At 68.7% G+C, this 15,175-nt stretch carries 17 protein-coding genes and 5 pseudogenes; 10 read left to right on the top strand and 12 right to left on the bottom strand.

Annotated elements, in window-relative coordinates; genetic code table 11:
• Positions 1 to 34 precede the first annotated feature (34 nt).
• From AB0M80_RS10810 to AB0M80_RS10785, 6 genes and pseudogenes are all read right to left on the bottom strand, one after another.
• Positions 35 to 1,339 (bottom strand): alginate lyase family protein, encoded by a 1,305-nt coding sequence (locus AB0M80_RS10810; protein ID WP_364561880.1) that lies wholly within the window; start codon positions 1,337 to 1,339, stop codon positions 35 to 37.
• Positions 1,340 to 1,454: 115 nt separating this feature from the next.
• On the bottom strand, positions 1,455 to 1,964 hold the full coding sequence (locus AB0M80_RS10805) for a histidine phosphatase family protein (RefSeq protein ID WP_364561877.1): 510 nt from the start codon (positions 1,962 to 1,964) through the stop codon (positions 1,455 to 1,457).
• Between the two features lie 69 nt (positions 1,965 to 2,033).
• Positions 2,034 to 2,141 (bottom strand): annotated as a pseudogene (locus AB0M80_RS10800) (NAD(P)H-binding protein); the annotation flags it as partial.
• Positions 2,134 to 2,433: pseudogene (locus AB0M80_RS10795) on the bottom strand (DoxX family protein); the annotation flags it as partial. The pseudogenes AB0M80_RS10795 and AB0M80_RS10800, both read right to left, overlap by 8 nt.
• A gap of 620 nt (positions 2,434 to 3,053) precedes the next feature.
• On the bottom strand, positions 3,054 to 3,473 hold the full coding sequence (locus tag AB0M80_RS10790; protein ID WP_364561875.1) for a hypothetical protein: 420 nt from the start codon (positions 3,471 to 3,473) through the stop codon (positions 3,054 to 3,056).
• 345 nt (positions 3,474 to 3,818) lie between these two features.
• A complete protein-coding gene (locus tag AB0M80_RS10785; protein ID WP_364561872.1) occupies positions 3,819 to 4,565 on the bottom strand; it encodes a helix-turn-helix domain-containing protein in 747 nt (248 codons plus the stop codon).
• A 64-nt stretch (positions 4,566 to 4,629) separates the two neighbouring features.
• Between AB0M80_RS10785 and AB0M80_RS10780 the strand changes: the two genes are divergently transcribed.
• Positions 4,630 to 5,199, top strand: coding sequence for a TIGR03086 family metal-binding protein (locus tag AB0M80_RS10780; protein WP_364561870.1), 570 nt, complete (start codon positions 4,630 to 4,632; stop codon positions 5,197 to 5,199).
• Between the two features lie 138 nt (positions 5,200 to 5,337).
• Here the strand turns inward: AB0M80_RS10780 and AB0M80_RS10775 are convergent, their stop codons facing one another.
• Positions 5,338 to 5,766, bottom strand: coding sequence for a hypothetical protein (locus AB0M80_RS10775; protein ID WP_364561868.1), 429 nt, complete (start codon positions 5,764 to 5,766; stop codon positions 5,338 to 5,340).
• A gap of 929 nt (positions 5,767 to 6,695) precedes the next feature.
• Positions 6,696 to 7,463, bottom strand: coding sequence for an SDR family oxidoreductase (locus tag AB0M80_RS10770; RefSeq protein ID WP_364561865.1), 768 nt, complete (start codon positions 7,461 to 7,463; stop codon positions 6,696 to 6,698).
• An 86-nt stretch (positions 7,464 to 7,549) separates the two neighbouring features.
• Here AB0M80_RS10770 and AB0M80_RS10765 point away from each other — a divergent pair, with 86 nt between their 5' ends.
• The 5 genes and pseudogenes from AB0M80_RS10765 (at position 7,550) to AB0M80_RS10745 (ending at position 9,788) form a co-directional block, all read left to right on the top strand.
• Positions 7,550 to 7,945 (top strand): helix-turn-helix domain-containing protein, encoded by a 396-nt coding sequence (locus AB0M80_RS10765; protein ID WP_364561862.1) that lies wholly within the window; start codon positions 7,550 to 7,552, stop codon positions 7,943 to 7,945.
• Between the two features lie 374 nt (positions 7,946 to 8,319).
• Positions 8,320 to 8,713, top strand: a pseudogene (locus AB0M80_RS10760) (MmcQ/YjbR family DNA-binding protein).
• Positions 8,710 to 9,078 (top strand): MmcQ/YjbR family DNA-binding protein, encoded by a 369-nt coding sequence (locus AB0M80_RS10755; protein WP_364561859.1) that lies wholly within the window; start codon positions 8,710 to 8,712, stop codon positions 9,076 to 9,078. Before AB0M80_RS10760 ends, AB0M80_RS10755 begins: the two are co-directional and overlap by 4 nt.
• A gap of 117 nt (positions 9,079 to 9,195) precedes the next feature.
• Positions 9,196 to 9,423: a hypothetical protein gene (locus AB0M80_RS10750; protein WP_364561856.1), complete on the top strand. Its 228-nt coding sequence runs from the start codon at positions 9,196 to 9,198 to the stop codon at positions 9,421 to 9,423.
• Positions 9,360 to 9,788, top strand: a complete 429-nt coding sequence (locus tag AB0M80_RS10745) for an AAA family ATPase (protein WP_364561854.1) — start codon at positions 9,360 to 9,362, stop codon at positions 9,786 to 9,788. The genes AB0M80_RS10750 and AB0M80_RS10745 overlap by 64 nt, the downstream gene beginning before the upstream one ends.
• On the opposite strand, the gene AB0M80_RS10740 is transcribed toward AB0M80_RS10745, so the two are convergent.
• On the bottom strand, positions 9,766 to 10,605 hold the full coding sequence (locus AB0M80_RS10740; protein WP_364561852.1) for an alpha/beta hydrolase: 840 nt from the start codon (positions 10,603 to 10,605) through the stop codon (positions 9,766 to 9,768). The genes AB0M80_RS10745 and AB0M80_RS10740 overlap by 23 nt on opposite strands.
• Positions 10,606 to 10,676: 71 nt before the next feature.
• On the opposite strand from AB0M80_RS10740, the gene AB0M80_RS10735 reads away from it, so the two are divergent.
• Positions 10,677 to 11,630 carry a helix-turn-helix domain-containing protein gene (locus AB0M80_RS10735; protein WP_364561849.1) on the top strand — a complete coding sequence of 318 codons (954 nt, stop codon included), beginning with the start codon at positions 10,677 to 10,679 and terminating at the stop codon, positions 11,628 to 11,630.
• Between the two features lie 503 nt (positions 11,631 to 12,133).
• Here the strand turns inward: AB0M80_RS10735 and AB0M80_RS10730 are convergent.
• Both AB0M80_RS10730 and AB0M80_RS10725 read right to left on the bottom strand, forming a co-directional pair.
• Positions 12,134 to 12,280 (bottom strand): hypothetical protein, encoded by a 147-nt coding sequence (locus tag AB0M80_RS10730; RefSeq protein ID WP_364561847.1) that lies wholly within the window; start codon positions 12,278 to 12,280, stop codon positions 12,134 to 12,136.
• Positions 12,281 to 12,338: 58 nt separating this feature from the next.
• A complete protein-coding gene (locus tag AB0M80_RS10725) occupies positions 12,339 to 13,118 on the bottom strand; it encodes an alpha/beta hydrolase (protein WP_364561846.1) in 780 nt (259 codons plus the stop codon).
• A gap of 111 nt (positions 13,119 to 13,229) precedes the next feature.
• Here AB0M80_RS10725 and AB0M80_RS10720 point away from each other — a divergent pair.
• Positions 13,230 to 13,586, top strand: a pseudogene (locus tag AB0M80_RS10720) (transposase family protein); the annotation flags it as partial.
• A 45-nt stretch (positions 13,587 to 13,631) separates the two neighbouring features.
• On the opposite strand, the gene AB0M80_RS10715 reads toward AB0M80_RS10720, so the two are convergent.
• The gene (locus AB0M80_RS10715) at positions 13,632 to 14,546 is read right to left on the bottom strand and encodes a LysR family transcriptional regulator (RefSeq protein WP_364561844.1); all 915 of its coding nucleotides are present in this window, start codon (positions 14,544 to 14,546) and stop codon (positions 13,632 to 13,634) included.
• Positions 14,547 to 14,612: 66 nt separating this feature from the next.
• Here AB0M80_RS10715 and AB0M80_RS10710 point away from each other — a divergent pair, with 66 nt between their 5' ends.
• Positions 14,613 to 15,002, top strand: a complete 390-nt coding sequence (locus AB0M80_RS10710; protein WP_364561841.1) for a RidA family protein — start codon at positions 14,613 to 14,615, stop codon at positions 15,000 to 15,002.
• A gap of 33 nt (positions 15,003 to 15,035) precedes the next feature.
• Positions 15,036 to 15,173: pseudogene (locus AB0M80_RS10705) on the top strand (IS5/IS1182 family transposase); the annotation flags it as partial.
• Between the last annotated feature and the right edge of the window lie 2 nt (positions 15,174 to 15,175).

The following is a 15,175-nucleotide window of genomic DNA, read 5'->3' as shown; positions in this document are numbered from 1 at the left end:
AAGGGCCCGGTCGCACGACCGGGCCCTTTTGCCGTCAGGACGTCGAAATGTCGTCGAGCTGTTCGGCGGCGGGCCGTACCGGATAGAGGTCCCCGCCCGGCTCGACCGGCACCCGCGGCAAGGCCGTCCGCGCCGCCTTGTCACCCGCGTCGGCCGCCGCGTGCAGGACGTCCAGTGCCGCGTACTGCCGGAAGTCCAGCTCCGGATACGGCCAAACGGACTGTCCCTGCGTAGCTCCCGGGATCAGGAAGTCGACCGCGGAGAACAGCGTCGCGCCGCTCGGTGCGGTGTAGTGCCACAGGTCGACGCCGACGTGCTTGCCGAGCTGCGCGAGCCGGGTCAGCGCGACCAGGTTGAACGCGGAGTAGTGCCAGCTGCGGGTCCGGCTCGCCTCCTGCGGCTGGTAGCCGTTGACCTCGACCTGTGGCGCGATCCGCTTCGGCCCCGCGTCCCGCGCGATGGCCGCGGCCAGGTCCCGCTGCCCCGTGCCGAGGGCCAGCGAGGCGACGAGCATGTCGTAGAAGCTGCCGTGGTTGTTCTGGGCCTTGCCTTCGTCGGTCCCGTTCTTGCTGGTGCGCAGCCAGTCCAGGAACTGCGTGTACCAGCCGGTCATGCCGGACTGGTCGGTTTTCGTCCAGCCGGGAGCGCCCGTGGCCAGGATGGCGGTCGCGTCGACGACCTGGCTCAGCGTGTAGGAAAACTCGATGATGCCGATGCCCCGGCCGTCGACCTTGCACGGGATGCCCTGGGCGAAGTTCATGTTCGGGTTCATCTTCGTGGCCGCGTCGAGGAACCACGTGCGCAGGTCGAGCGCCGCGCGCTGGGCGTACCGCGCGTCCCCGGTGTAATACCAGGCGAGCGCGAGCCGGTAGATCGCGGCGAACGCCTGACCGCGGTAGGCGTGGTCGGTGATCTCGTCGACGATTGGGTTGCGCTGGCCGTCACGCTGCACGAACGGGCAGCCCCAGGGGTTCTCGGCGGTCGGCTGGGTGGTCGGCCACCAGTAGGGCGCGAGGCTGAGGTAGTCGTGCTTGTCACCGCTGGGCGGGACCTGTTTCTTCGAGGTGACGCTCCACGGCCCCGCCGTGAGGTCGGTTTTCGCGGCCGCGAGCAGGTTGTTCAGCGCGGTACGAGACGTTTTTTCGCCGACAAGAGCGGCGAACTTCGTCCGAAGCAGCTGCTGGCCGTCGAGGACGGCGGTCTGGGGCGCGCAGACCGGCCCGATGACCGGGACGGTGCAGCCGGTGGGTCGCGTCGCGGCCTCGGCCGGCGCGGCGAACGACGTGGCGGCGAGGCCGAGCACGGCGAGCGCAGCCACGACGGTGTGGCGGAAAACCATGTCCGCTCCATTCACAAATATGAACATCAAACCTGTGAGTGAATGGAGGGTACGCACGTGAACGTCACAGAAGCAATGCTTGGTCCAGACCTTCCTGCCCGAAGCAGGGGAACCGTCAGCCGGGGAAGTCCCGAGGCCGGAAGAAGGCGACGAGCCGCGCCGTGCGGAGCGCGTCCCACGGATCCGTGGTGGCGAGCACGGCCGCGGCGCCGGTGGGGAACTTGGCCTGCACCTGCCGGGTCTCTTCCCCGTGACCGGCGAGGTGCAGGGTCAGGTCGCTGACACCAGGCTCGTGCCCGACGAGTGCAAGCGTGGTGACTCCGGACGGCGTCCGGCGAGCCGCGTTCAGCAGTTCGGGAACGTCGGCACCGTAGAGGGCGTCGTCGTACTCGACGGACGGCGGCGCGGGAAGTTCGTCGCTGACGCGCAGCCAGGTTTCCCTGGTCCGCCGGGCGGTGGAGCAGACGACCAGCTCCGGAACGTGTCCCTCCTCGGCGAGCCACCGGCCGAGCCTGGGCGCGTCACGCAGGCCACGGGGCGCGAGGGGCCGCTCGTGGTCGGGAAGGCCGTCCGACCAGTCCGACTTCGCGTGCCGGAGAACGATGAGCCACCTGGTCACGTCCATGCTCGCCACTCTAACGGCGAGGTTGCTCGACGGGCCCACCGCGGACACGACCCGCCCGGCCACCTTCGCCGGGTCGCGGACCACCGCGGTGACGTCGTGTCCGGCGGCGGTGACCTGTTCGAGCAGGAGGCGGCCGATGCCGCCGCTCGCACCGAAACAGTGAGCTTCACTACGGATTCCCTATCGCCAAAGGGTTCTGCGGTGAACGCCGCATCACGTCGCGCCAGTCCGCCGGCCAGTTCGCCAGGCCGATGGCCGCCATGATCACCAGGTGGATGGGTGCCGCGACACTCTGGTAGAGCTCGTCGTGGTTGACGATGTGGGTGGTGACCGCACCGGTGAGCACCAGAACCAGGGTCGCCGCGGCCAGGAACCGGGGCCGGCTGCCCGGAACGACGAGGAGCACCGCGCAGACCAGTTCGATCGCGCCGACGACGAACCGGAACCAGGTCGGGTAGCACCCAATCGGCGAACTTGACCGAGTACGCCGGTCCGGTGAAAGTGGGGCCGGACCAGAACTTGGTCACGGCGCCCAGGGCGAATTCGACGGCGAGGAACCAGTAGAACGCGGTGCGCAGTCGTCGGGGCCACACTCGGGTGGGCATGGGTTCGTTCCTTTCGAGGGGAACGGGGGGATAAGCCCTTGGCGCGATTCGCCGGCTGCCGGGGACAGCGGGCCGTGGCCTCAGCCCAGCTCACGTGGAGATGAAGAAGCCGACCTGGCCGATCGCCACGGCGAGGGTGGCGAGCCCCTTGCCGTCGTAGTGGGTCGCCGACCGGGCGTACAACTCATGGCGCGGGTGTCCTTTCCGGACTTCGGTGTGGTCACTTCTCTGACGGATGGCGGGTCGGGGAAGTAACCGGATCCGGCGACGGGCTCGCGGGGTGTAGCCGCTGGGGGGGCGTTCCGGGTGGGTGTGCCTCCCAGCTGGGCGGCGGTGGCGGCGACGCTCGTCAGGATCACCACCTGGAAAACCGGCGCGGCGAACAGGTCGCCGAACGCCAGCGCGTAGGAGGTCCGGACTCAGTTCAGGTCGGTCTCAGCGATGTTCAGTCCATCGCGATGGCGGGCGGCCCGACAGCGGCTCCTCAGGAGGCCGTAGCCGCGTGGTGGACCGCAGCGGCAAGCCGGTCGTGTTCCGGATAGGACCAGTCGAAGGAAAAGCGGCGGCGGGTGTAGCCGAAGGCGATCCCGCTGACCGGGTCGGCGAACGCTTCCGAGCCCGCGGATCCGTTGTGACCGAAGGCGTTCGCGCTCAGAAACGGGTAGCGCGCGCCCTTGGCCTGGAACCCCAGGGCGTACTGGCCCGCCTCGCCGGTGACCAGGTCGCGACCGGTGGAGTGCAGCATGACGAACTCGTCCAGGGTGCCGGGTTTGAGCAGCGCGGCACGTCCGTCCAGGTCGAAGGCCAGGGCCGCGTACATCCCGGCCAGCGCCCGGGCGTTGCCCACCCCACCGGCGGAGGCCTGGCCGAGCGCGCGCATCCGCCACAAGCCAGTCGGCTCCATGAACACCGAAGACCTCCGTGTCCTCCTGCTCCAGCAAGAAAGCCTCGACGTGCTGGTCCCCGTCGCGCTGACCCACCTCGACCAACGTCGTCGCGCATCAGCCCCTGGCCCGAGCAGCCGAGGCCCTTGGCAACCTCGACGACCACGACGCACCACACGACACCATCTGGCAACAGATCCATTATGGACAGATCGATCGCCGCTCGGCTGGCCAGGCGCGAGGCCCCCAGCGCGCACGACTGTGGGAATGTGCCGGCTCACCCGCCCGCGCTCAGTCGCAACGACCTCGGTTTGGCGCAGCACGCCGCGCTGGACGCGACTCACACCCAAATCCGAGGAGGCGGCCTAATACCGCTGCGCGTACCAGGTCGGTGGCTCGCCGAACATGCTCTTGAAGTCGCGGATGAAGTGGCCCTGGTCGGCGTAGCCGAGGTCCGCCGCCAGCGCGGCCCAGTCGATCACCCCGCCGGCGGCCATGCGTGCGGTCACTTCGTGCAGGCGGTAGCGGCGGATCACCCACTTGGGCCCGATGCCGACGTACTCCGCGAACAGCCGTTGCAGCCCCCGCATGCTCAGCCCCAATTCACCGGCGAGGCGTTCGACCCTGGTCACGGCCTTGTCCTTGGCGATCAGCTCGACCGCGGCCACCGCCTGGAGTACGCGGGGGTCGTCGTCGTCCGGCAGGTGTTTCAGCAGGAACGCATCCACGGTCGGCGCGTCGAGCGTCGTGGGCAGGTCCGGGCCGAACACCTCGGTCGCCGGGACGACGCGGTCGGTGATCGTCGAGACGGAGGCACCGAGGAACGGGCGGAAGCAGCCCGGCCGGAACGCGACGCCGAAGACGTGGTCGCGGCCCTCGAGGACCTTGACCTGGTAGCCGCTGCACACGCCGTTGACGTCCGCGCGGCCGCTGCCGAACGACAGGTGCACGTTCGGGTACGGCACGATCTTCTGCCGGTAGGGCTCGGCGTAGTCCCAGCGAGCCTCCCAGTACCGCTCCACCCATGGCGCGAGCACCGGCGACGGGTTGTGGAACGCGTGGTGCTGATACCTGGTCCACGCACTCCGCAGCTCACGAACGTCCCGCCCCACACAGCAGAGTGTACGTCGCCTTTGTTCAATACCCCTCCGGCCCGCGCCGCCTAGCGTCGCCGCCATGTCACACCTATCCAACGCGGCCGAGGCCATGGCCGCGGTCGCCCGCACCATCACCGACGACCAGCTCGCCAACAAGACTCCGTGCACGGAGTACGACGTGCGGGCACTGGTCAACCACCTCCTGTTCTGGGGCCCGTCGCTCGCCGCCGCCGGCCGCAAGGAGTCCGTTCCGCAGCCGGCGACCGCCGAGTCCGATGTGGACCTGGCGGCCGGCGACTGGCGCGGCCGCCTGCTCGCCCTGCTGGACGACATCACGTCGTCGTGGGCGCCGCCGAGCGCCTGGGAGGGCGAGACGAGCATGGGCACGCCGCACATGCTGCCCGCGCCCGTCATGGGCGACATGATCGTCGGCGAACTGGCCGTGCACGGCTGGGACCTGGCGGTCGCGACCGGGCAGCGACTGGAACTGCCCGTCGACCTGCTGGCGCACCTGCACGACACGGTGTCCGCCGGCGTGGAGCAGGGGCGGGAGATGGGCATGTACGGACCGGAGGTCGCGGTGCCGGCCGACGCCCCCACCTTGGACCGCATAGTCGGCCTGACCGGCCGTGATCCCGCCTGGACGTAGTCTCCGACCGGCGATGTCGTCACGTCTGGCGCGAGCTGTCGAAACCGAGGATTGCGGTGACCTCCATGATCGCGAACTGTCGGGAAGTCAGAACGGGAGGCGCCTGTACAAACGCTCGGGGAGTCCGGTCCAGCGCCGTCAGCCGAGGGCGTCGAGCAACTCGCGCTCGCGCCGCGCGCTGAGGCCGGCGCGCCTTTCCCGGTCCAGCCCCTGCTCGCGTTCCCAGCGCAGCGTGTCGGCCAGCATCTCCGCCCGGGGCCGGTGACGCAGCCCCGCGGCCCGCGCCGCGGACCCGTCCCGGGCCGACCACCCTTCCCAACCCGGCTCAACCAGCCACATCGCCAGTGATTCGGACCCCATGTACTGGGTCACGCCGTTGGCGAGCAGCCACGCCGGCTCGGCGGTGACCACCGGACCGGTGTGCCCGCCGGCGGCGCGGGACAGCTCGATCCACTCTTCGAACGGAACGACCGGGCCGACAGCGTTGTAAGTGCCGGTGGTTCCCGTCTCCGCGGAGTCGAGCAGCCAGGAGGTGAGGTCCCGCACGTCGACCACCTGAGTGGGCACAGCCGGTGTGTCGGGGACCAGCATCGGCCCTCGCGGATCGCGGGCGGCGCGGGCGACCCAGTAGCCGGAACGCCGCTTTGATCGCCGGGGCCGCCGATGAGCCCGGCTCGTGCGATGAGGAGGCGGTCGCCCACAGCGGCCGTCGACGCCTGCTCGCAGGCGACCTTCGCCTCGCCGTACAACTCGTGGCCGACCTCGCTCCGGTCAGTCGGGGCGAGCAGGTCCGCGGACTCGTCCGCACCCGGCGTGGCGTGGGAGGCGTAGGCGTTGCCGGACGAGACATACACCCAGTGCCCGGCCTTGCCACCCAGCACGTCGAGCGCTCCCCGTACGAAGCCTGGCTGCCACGACACCTCGACGACCGCGTCCCACACTCGGTCGAGCAGGGGCTCGTACGCCGACGGATCACGCCGGTCGGCGGCGACCAGTGTCGCTCCGTCCGCGACTTCACCGCTCTCGCCACGCGCGAGACAGGTCACCCGATGGCCGCGTGCGATCCCCTGCCGCGACAGCTCCCGAGCCACCCAGGCCGTTCCGCCCAGAACCAAGATCTCCATACCGACACACAAGCACCGGGATCACCGCCCCGCCAGGCGGCGATTCGCCGGAAGGCGACGTAGCCATGATCGACTTCCACCGCCAACCAACCGACAGCGGCCGGCGACGCCGCACCGGCGACGATGCGAGCCGTCGTCGTCACCCGGCCCGGCGGCCTCGACGCACTGGAAATCAAAGATGTGCGGGTGCCGTACGCAAACCCGGCTGAGTGCGGATCGAGGTGAAGGCGTTCGGCGTCAACGAGTCCGAGGTCACCACCCGCAAAGGCGAGTCGAGCCCGGACGTCACCCACCCTCGAAGTCCCGATCGCGAAGGTCTACCACGGCCTGGAACAAATGGATCGCGGACAATCGTTCACGATGTGTGAAGGGTCAGAACGCGGCCAGTTGCTGGTTGAGCACGTCGAACCCGGCGTCGAGGCGGATCACCTGGCCGGTGACCGAGCCGAAGCCGCCGTCGGTGAGCAGCGAGACCGCGGCGCCGATGTCCTCGGGCTCGAGAACTCGGCCGTGAACCGACCGTTGCGCGAAGGATGCGCGCCTGTCGGCGTCGAAAACGCCGGCTGTGGCATCGGTGTTCACCGCGCCGAGCGCGATGGTGTTGACGGTGACGCCGTACTGTCCTGCGTCTGCGGCGACATGCCGGCTGAAGGTGTTCAGCGCTGCCTTCGCGGTGGAGTGCGCGGCGATCATGCCGACCATGTCGGCGACGGTGCTGGAGATGTAGATGATCCGTCCGGCACGCTGCTCGCGCATGATCGGAAGGACCCGCTGGGTCAGGTGGTAGGAACCGGCGAGTTCGCCGACCACCTTGCCGGCAAACGCCTCCCACGGCAGTGACGCGAGCGGCTCGAACGGCGGCTGGACCGTGTTCGCGTTGCACACCAGCACATCCACGTGGCCATGTTCGGCGTGTACCCGGTCGACCAGTGCGGCCACCTGCGCGTGGTCGCACACGTCGGCCTGTTCGGCTTGAGCGGTGCCGCCTGCCGCCTCGATGTCGGCGACCACCTGCTTGCCCGCATCAGCATTGCGGCGGTAGTTCACGATCACGTGGTGCCCGCGCTGTGCCAGGCTACGCGCGATCGCCGCCCCGATACCGCGGCTCGCTCCGCTGACAAGTGCCACTGTGCTCGTCATCAGGTCCTCCTTGTGTGCCATGGAGACCAGACGCTAACCACCGGGCTTACTCAAAGTAAGGACTTACCTTTGCGTAAGCTCCAAACATGGGAGAAAATGTTGAGGTCAAGCGGCTTCCGCGCAACAGACATAGTGATCTGTTCCACAGCGAGTGCCCGGGCCGGGTCATCTTCGACCGCGTCACCAGCCGCTGGGCGCCGCTGGTCCTGGTCAAGCTGGCCGAAGGTCCGTTGCGGTTCTACGAGCTGCGTGACCAGATCGGCGGGATCAGTGAAAAGGTGCTGTCAGAGAAGCTGCGCCTGCTCGCCCGTGACGGACTGGTCGAACGCACGGTCGAGCCGGCCATCCCGCCGCGGGTCAGTTATGCGCTCACAGACATGGGCCACAGCGTCGCCAAACCGCTGCGCCAACTGATGCGCTGGGTAGCCGACCACGGCCACGCCATCCTGGCCGCCCAGCCGCAGCACGATGACCAGAACTGACGTCAGGCCCGCGTACGCCCACGCCTCGCCGGCCAATTCATGGCGGTGATGACTCGCCGTGTGCAGTTACTCGGGCTTCGACCCCGAGGTGGGGCCGGCGAGTGGCACATCGTGCACTCCGACTGGTGTTCACGCAGACCGCGAAGGGAGCCATCGCCTCCTGACGGGCAAGGGGCCTCCGCCGCGTTTCCGTCACGCGTGGGTCCTCAGCCGGTCCGGCTCATCCGCCCGGCCCGAAGTGTCGTTTGTCGACACATCACGTGTCCGCAGCCTACCGCCCTCTTTGTCGACTTCGAGGGAAGGATGGGGTGTGCCGCCGCGACCGCCGCCTGCTTCGATGCCACAATCCGTCACCACCTGAGAAGGCTCACACCATGAACGGATCGACCCTGCAGAAGACCGCCGCCGACTGCGCGGAGGAACTTCCCGGAGCTCAACTGGAGCACCCCTTCGGCCCCGACTGGGAAGTCTTCAAGGTCCGCGGCAAGGTGTTCATGCTGATGACCGAGGTTCCCGGGCGCCCCGTCGTGATCCTCAAGGCGGACCCCGGCGAGGCCCTCGCCCTGCGGGAGCACAACAGCCACATCACCCGGCTACCACATGAACAAGAAGCACTGGATCACCCTGGAAGCAGGGGAAGGCGTCGACGAGAAGCTGGTCGAGGAACTCGTCACCGACTCCTACTTGCTCGTGGTCTCCCACCTGCCCAAGGCCGAGCAACCCGTCGACCCGCACACCTACGGCAGCGGCACGCGGACGGCCAGGTGAGCGCGGCCGGCGACCGGCTCCAAGACACCGCGCGCGCCACGGCCCTCGCGCTGCCCGGGACGGACCACGGTTACCCGTTCACCGAGCACCTGGACGTGTACAAGGTGGCGGGCAAGGTGTTCTTGATCGTCACCGACGACCCGGATGACCAGATCATCACGGTCAAGTGCGAACCCGAACACGCCCGCGCGCAAGAACGCAGCTACGCCTCGATCACACCGGGCCGCTATCTCGACAAAAGGCATTGGATCTCGCTGGGGCCGGGCCCCGGCATCACCCAGCGACTGATCACCGACGCGGTCGAGAACTCCTACGACCTGGTCGTCGAGCGGCTGCCGCGACGCGACCGCCCCGGTGCCCGATGACCGCCGCGAGCTTCCCCGCCGGCGGCTGAGCCCTCGCTCGTCAGCGTCCCATGCAACGCTTGTCACACCCGCACACGTCCGCCTCCGACCGAGAGCCCGATGGAACCGATGGAACCGATGGAACCGACTCTGCCGCTCTTCGACGAAGAGCCCGCGCGGCCACTCGCCGACCGCCTGCGCCCCACGCGGCTCGAAGATGTCGTCGGGCAGGACCACCTCCTGGCCCCGGACGCCCCGCTCGGCCGCATGGTCGCCCAGCAGCGCCTCGGCTCCGCCATCCTGTGGGGCCGCCCGGCGTCGGGAAAACGACCATCGCCCGGCTCCTCGCCGACGGCAGCAACCTGACCTTCGAACCGGTGTCGGCCACCTTCTCCGGCGTGGCCGATCTGCGGAAGGTCTTCGCCGCCGCAGGAAAACGGCGGGGCATCGGACAGGGCACCCTGCTGTTCGTCGACGAGATCCACCGCTTCAACCGCGCCCAGCAGGACAGCTTCCTTCTCAACGCCCCGACCCGGCTGATGAAGGACCTCGGCTACGGCAAGGACTACCAGTACGACCCGGACACCGCCGACGGCTTCTCCGGCGCCGACTACTTCCCCGGCGGTATGGACCGTGAGACGTATTACGAGCCCACCCAAAACGGCTACGAGATCGAGATCGCCGAGCGCCTGCGCAATTGGGCTGCCTCTACGCGACGAAGAAATCGATGAGAGCGCGGGCGATCCGGCCGGGGGCGTTCTCGGTGGGAATGTGGGTCGCTTCCGGGATACGCAGGAGCGTGGTTTGCGGGATCTCCGAGGCGAATTTCTCGGCGTACGCCACCTTCTCGAAGCGGTCGTCCTCGCCCCAGATCAGCAACTTGGGCTTCATGGACCGCCGTAGCACGGGGACGAGGTCAAGGGTGTAGCGGCTTTCGGCCGCGCCCGCCATGGCCAGCCACGAACGGCGGACCCGCGGATCGGTCCACGGATCCAGATAGTCGGCGATCCGCTGCTCGGTGGCGGCACCGGCCAGGTCCGTCGTCACGGCCGCCCGGCGGGCGGCGAGAAATTCACCGGCGGTGGTCGTCGCGGCGGCCACCGGGTCCAGCAACCGGGCCACGTGGGCCGCCGGCCAGGAGTCGTAGGTGACGGAGTTGACCAGGGCCAGCCGGGACACCGCCAGTCGATCGTAGGCGAGGAGATGCTGGGCGACGGCGCCGCCGATGTCATGACCTGCCACGGCCATCGGCCCGGAGATCTTCATCGCGGACACGAATCGCACCACCCATTCCGCCAGGGCCGGGACCGTGGCCGTTTGCAGGGTGAGCTCGCCTCCCGAGCGTCCCAGCCCGGGGAAATCGACGGCAATGGGCCGCAGTCCCGCCTCCGCGAGACGGCCCAGCACCGGAAGCCACACCCGGCTCCAATACGTTCCGTGCAGCAGCAACACGGCCGGGCCGCCCTGCCCCGCGGTCAGGTAACTGACAGTTTCGCCGTCGACCTGAACCGTGGTCCTCAGCACACCCGTTTCCGTCGTTGCACCCATGGGACCACTGTTGCCCGGAGCCGGCCTCGCGGCCGAGTGTCAACAAAGACACTCATGGGTACTTTTCTGCCATGAACCGTCACCGGGTGGTGGCCCTGCTCAACGCGCCCCAGTCACCCTTCGAACTCGCCTGCGCCGGCGAGGTCTTCGGCGCCGTCCCGCCGGGCGCACCCGGCCGCTACGACTTCCGGATCTGCGCCGAGCGCCCCGGCCCTCTGCAGACCACCGTCGGCTACACGGTGCACGTCGACGCGGGGCTGGCGGCCCTGCAGGAGGCGGACACCGTGGTCGTCCCCGGCTGGCAGCCGCCCGGCACACCGGCGCCACCCGCCGTCACCGAGGCACTGCGGGCCGCCTACCGACGCGGGACGAGGATCGTCGCCATTTGCACGGGGGCGTTCGTCCTCGCGCAGGCCGGACTGCTCGACGGCCGCCGCGCCGCCACCCACTGGCGCCACACCGCCCAACTCGCCGCCACCTTCCCCGAGGTGCAGGTGGACCCGGGTGTGCTGTACGTCGACCACGGCGACGTGGCGACCAGCGCCGGAACCGGCGCAGGCATCGACCTGTGCCTGCACCTCGTCCGTTCCGACCACGGCGCGGCCTACGCCGCCGAGATCGCGCGGAGCATGGTGCTGCCGCCACACCGGGAGGGCAACCAACTCCAGTACGCCACCCAGCCCGCTCCGGCCAAGGCGGACGAGTCATTGGCGCCGTTGCTGGAGTGGGCCACCTCCCGGATCGACACTCCGCTGACCGTCGGCAGGCTCGCCGAACGCGCCGGCGTATCGAGCCGAACCCTTGCCCGGCGATTCACCGAACAGCTCGGCACCAGCCCCGGACAGTGGCTGCTCGACCAGCGCCTCAACGCGACACGGGTACTGCTGGAACAAACCGACCTTCCCGTGGAAGCCATCGCCACCCGGGTCGGACTCGCCTCGGCCGTCAACCTGCGCCGCCGTTTCCGAGCCCACCTCGGCACCACACCCGGCGCCTACCGGCAGACCTTCGGCGAAGCCCGATAGGCCCGGCCCCGGCTCACGACAACCCAGCCGGGGCACACCGGCGGTTGCTGCGGGCGTGCCGCGGTCCGGAGCAGTTCGAGCACCGGCCGGTCCACCGCGCGGCAGTTCAGTGACCGTTCCGGGACGGTGGCAGGAACTGGCGAGCAACCCGCGAAAAGACGGTCACCGACCCGCGAGGACAGGTCAGACCCGAGACCTGCCCCGTCTGCGACCTGCCCGAAAACCGATTCCCGCTCCGCCGCGACACCAGAACCTACCGATTGAAAGCGGGAAATTAATGCCGGCGAGTGTCACAAAATGCCGTTTACTGCCAATAAATGCAGGTCAGCCGACATCTTCGCCGCTCTTCAGTGTCGCGAAGGGTCGCCCGGTGTCGGGCACTATTTCGGCAACGGAGCCCCATCGGAGACGCAGTGCCTGCGGTCCTGGTCCATTGTGGACTAGCATGAGGGACGATAAACGCCCGCATGCTCCATGGAGCACCAGCGGCGGCGGCCCGGGCGTTAGGCGTCGACGTAGATGAGGTGACAGTCCTCGGCGGCGCAGGTGCGGATGCGGTGTGCGAAGGGACCGGCCGGCAACTCGACGGCGTCTCGGGCGACGGTGGCCGCCAGGTGCGTGCCAGCGACCATTCCTTCGTCGTCACGCACGAAGGGCCTCGTGCGGCCGCCTCCGCGTTACGCCCCGTTGTTGCCCTCAGGCAGGTTGCTATGCCCGGGCGTGGTCTCCGAGGGCCGCCGCGGTGGCGTGTGCGAAAGCTTGTGGATTGTCCAGCATGATGTTGTGCCCGCAGTCGGGGATGGGGACCACGGACACTCCGGCTTCGGTGAGTGCATCGGTGCCCGGGAGCGGACCGTCGGCCTCGGGCAGCAGATAGGTCCGGGGGATTTTCAGGTCCAGCAGGAGTTCGCGCATGGTGGGGACGGTGCCCCGAGTGAGATGGGTGGCGCTGCGGTGCAGGGCTTCCCTGCCGGCCAGGCGCATGGTGGACCACCAGTGAGGGCCGACCCGGTCGCGGACTTCTTCCCAGCCGCCTGCCAGGAACTCCTTCTCGGAGTAGGTGGCGATACCGCTGCTGCCGCTGGAACCGGGTGTGCGCGGGATCGGGTCGAGGTTGGCGTCGACCAGGACCAGACGGGAGACGAGGTGCGGATGGCGGGCGGCCAGGACGATGGCCACGGAGCCGCCCATGCTGTGCGCGATCAACTCGGCGCCGGTGACGCCCGCGGAACCAAAGGCCGCGGCGAGGGCATCGGCGTGTGATTCCAAGGTGTAGTCGAAGGTCGTCGGTCGGTCGCTGATGCCGTGCCCGAGCAAGTCGATGAGCAATGAACGGTGGCCCGCCAGCAGAGGGTGGACCGCAACCTCAGTGAAGTAGGCGGGCGAAGTCGCACCCAGCCCATGCACGTACACACGGGACGGCTCCCGGCCGGGCAGCTCCACCCAGCGGATCTGGTCACCGTCGGCCGTCACAGTGGCGGTGCGCACAGTCTGCTCCCCTGCAGTCAAGATCGTGGTGAGACGAGCATAACCACGGCGCTCACACTGTTCGCCGGCTGGCACTGCCTCGACGTCGCGATGCACCGGCCCTCGCCAACCACCAGATTGGTGATTGCCACCGGTGCCCCTCGGCCGGGCAGCCGCAACGACTGCACCGTCTACCGCGACTCCGGTATCGCTGAACAGCTCGCCGGTCGGCCTGTGATGGCCGATGGTGGCTACCAAGGCAATCCCGGGGTTGTCACGCCTTACCGCAAGCCCCGCGACGGCAGCGAATTGCCGGACTGGAAGGAAGACCTCAACGCCACCCACCGCAAGATCCGCGCTCGCGTCGAGCACGTGCTGTCCCGGATGAAGAACTTCAAGATTCTCCGCGACTACCGCCGAGCGGGGAGCACGCTCGCCGACACGGTGTCCGGCATCGCGCATCTGCACAACATCCTCCTCACCGACTGACCGCAACACCAGCCCAGCAACCACAACAATAGTTACGAGACATCCCTAGGGCCTGTCCGGCGGATCTTGATTGAGAGCTGCCAATAGGCGTAGGACCAGGGGGTTTGCATCGTTCTTGCGCCACGCGACGGCGACTCGTGTGCGCGCGGCGCCGGGCTCGATCCCGCGGAAGGCGACACCGCTGAGGCGGATGCGGCGGATGCTCTCCGGGGCCAGTGACACGCCCAGGCCGGTTTCCACCAGGGCGCAGACGGTCTGCCATTCCACGGCGTGCTGGGTCACTTGGGGGGTGAAGCCCGCAGCGGTGCACAGGTTGGTGATCTGGTCGTACAGCGGCGGGCCGACGGCGCGAGGCAGGAGCACGAAGGGGCATTCTGCCAACTGCTCGACTCTGACGGTCCGTTGTGCCGTGAGTGGGTGCGAGGAGGGCAGGACGGCCACGAACGGTTCGGTCAACACGGTCTTGAATCCGAGGTCCGCGTCATGGGCGGGCGGTTCGCGCAACAGGCCGATGTCGATCGTCCTTTCGCGCAGAGCGGCCAGTTGCGGTGTGGTGGTCATCTCCTGGATGTCCAGGTCCACGGCGGGAAACCGTTCCCGGAAGGTGCGCAGCAGGCCGGGGAGGACGGTGAGGGCGAGGGAGGCGGCGAAGCCGATCCGCAGGCGGCCGGCCCTGCCGCTGCCGACTTCTCTGGCTGCGGTCAGGCCCTCTGCCAGGTCGGTGAGGGCATGCCGGGCAGCGGGCAGGAGTTCCCGGCCCGCCGGGGTGAGGCCGATATTCCCGGGTTCGCGGCTGAAGAGCGCGTACCCGACCTTGTCTTCCAGGCGGCGGATCTGCTGGCTCAGCGGCGGCTGGGCGATGCCCAACCGGGTGGCGGCGCGGCCGAAGTGGAGTTCCTCGGCGAGCACGACGAAGGCGTGTAGCTGCGGGAGGGGAAGTTCAGGGCGCTCCATACGCATAGAGATATCACTCCATGCTTGAAAGTGTATTAGACGTATCAGTGCTGGTCACTTAGCGTTCGGCACATGACAGAGCGACGTTCCATCCTCAGCGGCTCGACGTTCGAGGAGCAGATCGGCTACGCCCGCGCCATGATCGACGGTGACTGGGTTCATGTGTCCGGGACGACCGGGTTCGACTACACCACCATGACGATCTCGGACAACGTGGTGGAGCAGGCCGAGCAGTGCCTGCGCAACATCGAGGCCGCCTTGACCGAAGCGGAGTGCACCTTCGCTGACGTGGTGCGGGTGCGCTATCTGCTGCCCGACCGGGCCGACTTCGAGCCCTGCTGGCCGGTGCTGCGTCGCGCCTTCGGAGAGGTCCGGCCGGCCGCCACCATGCTCATGTGCGGCCTCGCCGATCCCCGCATGAAGATCGAGATCGAGGTGTACGCCCGGCGAAGCACCGTGTAACCACGCAGTCCGGTCTGGGTGTAGGGGCACACCGTGCCCGAGGTCGGGCGGGGCGATCTGACACATGCCGTGTGGGCACGGCTCCAACCACTGCTGCCCGGCGGCGGATTGCCGGGCGGACGGTGGAGCGACCATCGCACGGTGATCAACGGAATCCTCTTCCGCCTGCGAGC

The sequence above is a fragment of the Amycolatopsis sp. NPDC051045 genome (assembly GCF_040682955.1).
GTDB lineage: Bacteria > Actinomycetota > Actinomycetes > Mycobacteriales > Pseudonocardiaceae > Amycolatopsis.
The sequence above is the reverse complement of the archived record's forward strand: the minus strand, read 5'-3'. Positions and strand labels throughout refer to the sequence as shown.

Bases quoted from the DNA above. Each gene is read 5' to 3' on its own strand.
- AB0M80_RS10750 (WP_364561856.1), top strand. From the start codon at position 9,196: ATGGAACCGACTCTGCCGCTCTTCGACGAAGAGCCCGCGCGGCCACTC.
- AB0M80_RS10710 (WP_364561841.1), top strand. From the start codon at position 14,613: ATGACAGAGCGACGTTCCATCCTCAGCGGCTCGACGTTCGAGGAGCAG.
- AB0M80_RS10780 (WP_364561870.1), top strand. From the start codon at position 4,630: ATGTCACACCTATCCAACGCGGCCGAGGCCATGGCCGCGGTCGCCCGC.
- AB0M80_RS10805 (WP_364561877.1), bottom strand. From the start codon at position 1,964: ATGGACGTGACCAGGTGGCTCATCGTTCTCCGGCACGCGAAGTCGGAC.
- AB0M80_RS10765 (WP_364561862.1), top strand. From the start codon at position 7,550: ATGGGAGAAAATGTTGAGGTCAAGCGGCTTCCGCGCAACAGACATAGT.
- AB0M80_RS10790 (WP_364561875.1), bottom strand. From the start codon at position 3,473: ATGGAGCCGACTGGCTTGTGGCGGATGCGCGCGCTCGGCCAGGCCTCC.
- AB0M80_RS10715 (WP_364561844.1), bottom strand. From the start codon at position 14,546: ATGCGTATGGAGCGCCCTGAACTTCCCCTCCCGCAGCTACACGCCTTC.
- AB0M80_RS10740 (WP_364561852.1), bottom strand. From the start codon at position 10,605: ATGGGTGCAACGACGGAAACGGGTGTGCTGAGGACCACGGTTCAGGTC.
- AB0M80_RS10810 (WP_364561880.1), bottom strand. From the start codon at position 1,339: ATGGTTTTCCGCCACACCGTCGTGGCTGCGCTCGCCGTGCTCGGCCTC.
- AB0M80_RS10735 (WP_364561849.1), top strand. From the start codon at position 10,677: ATGAACCGTCACCGGGTGGTGGCCCTGCTCAACGCGCCCCAGTCACCC.
- AB0M80_RS10770 (WP_364561865.1), bottom strand. From the start codon at position 7,463: ATGACGAGCACAGTGGCACTTGTCAGCGGAGCGAGCCGCGGTATCGGG.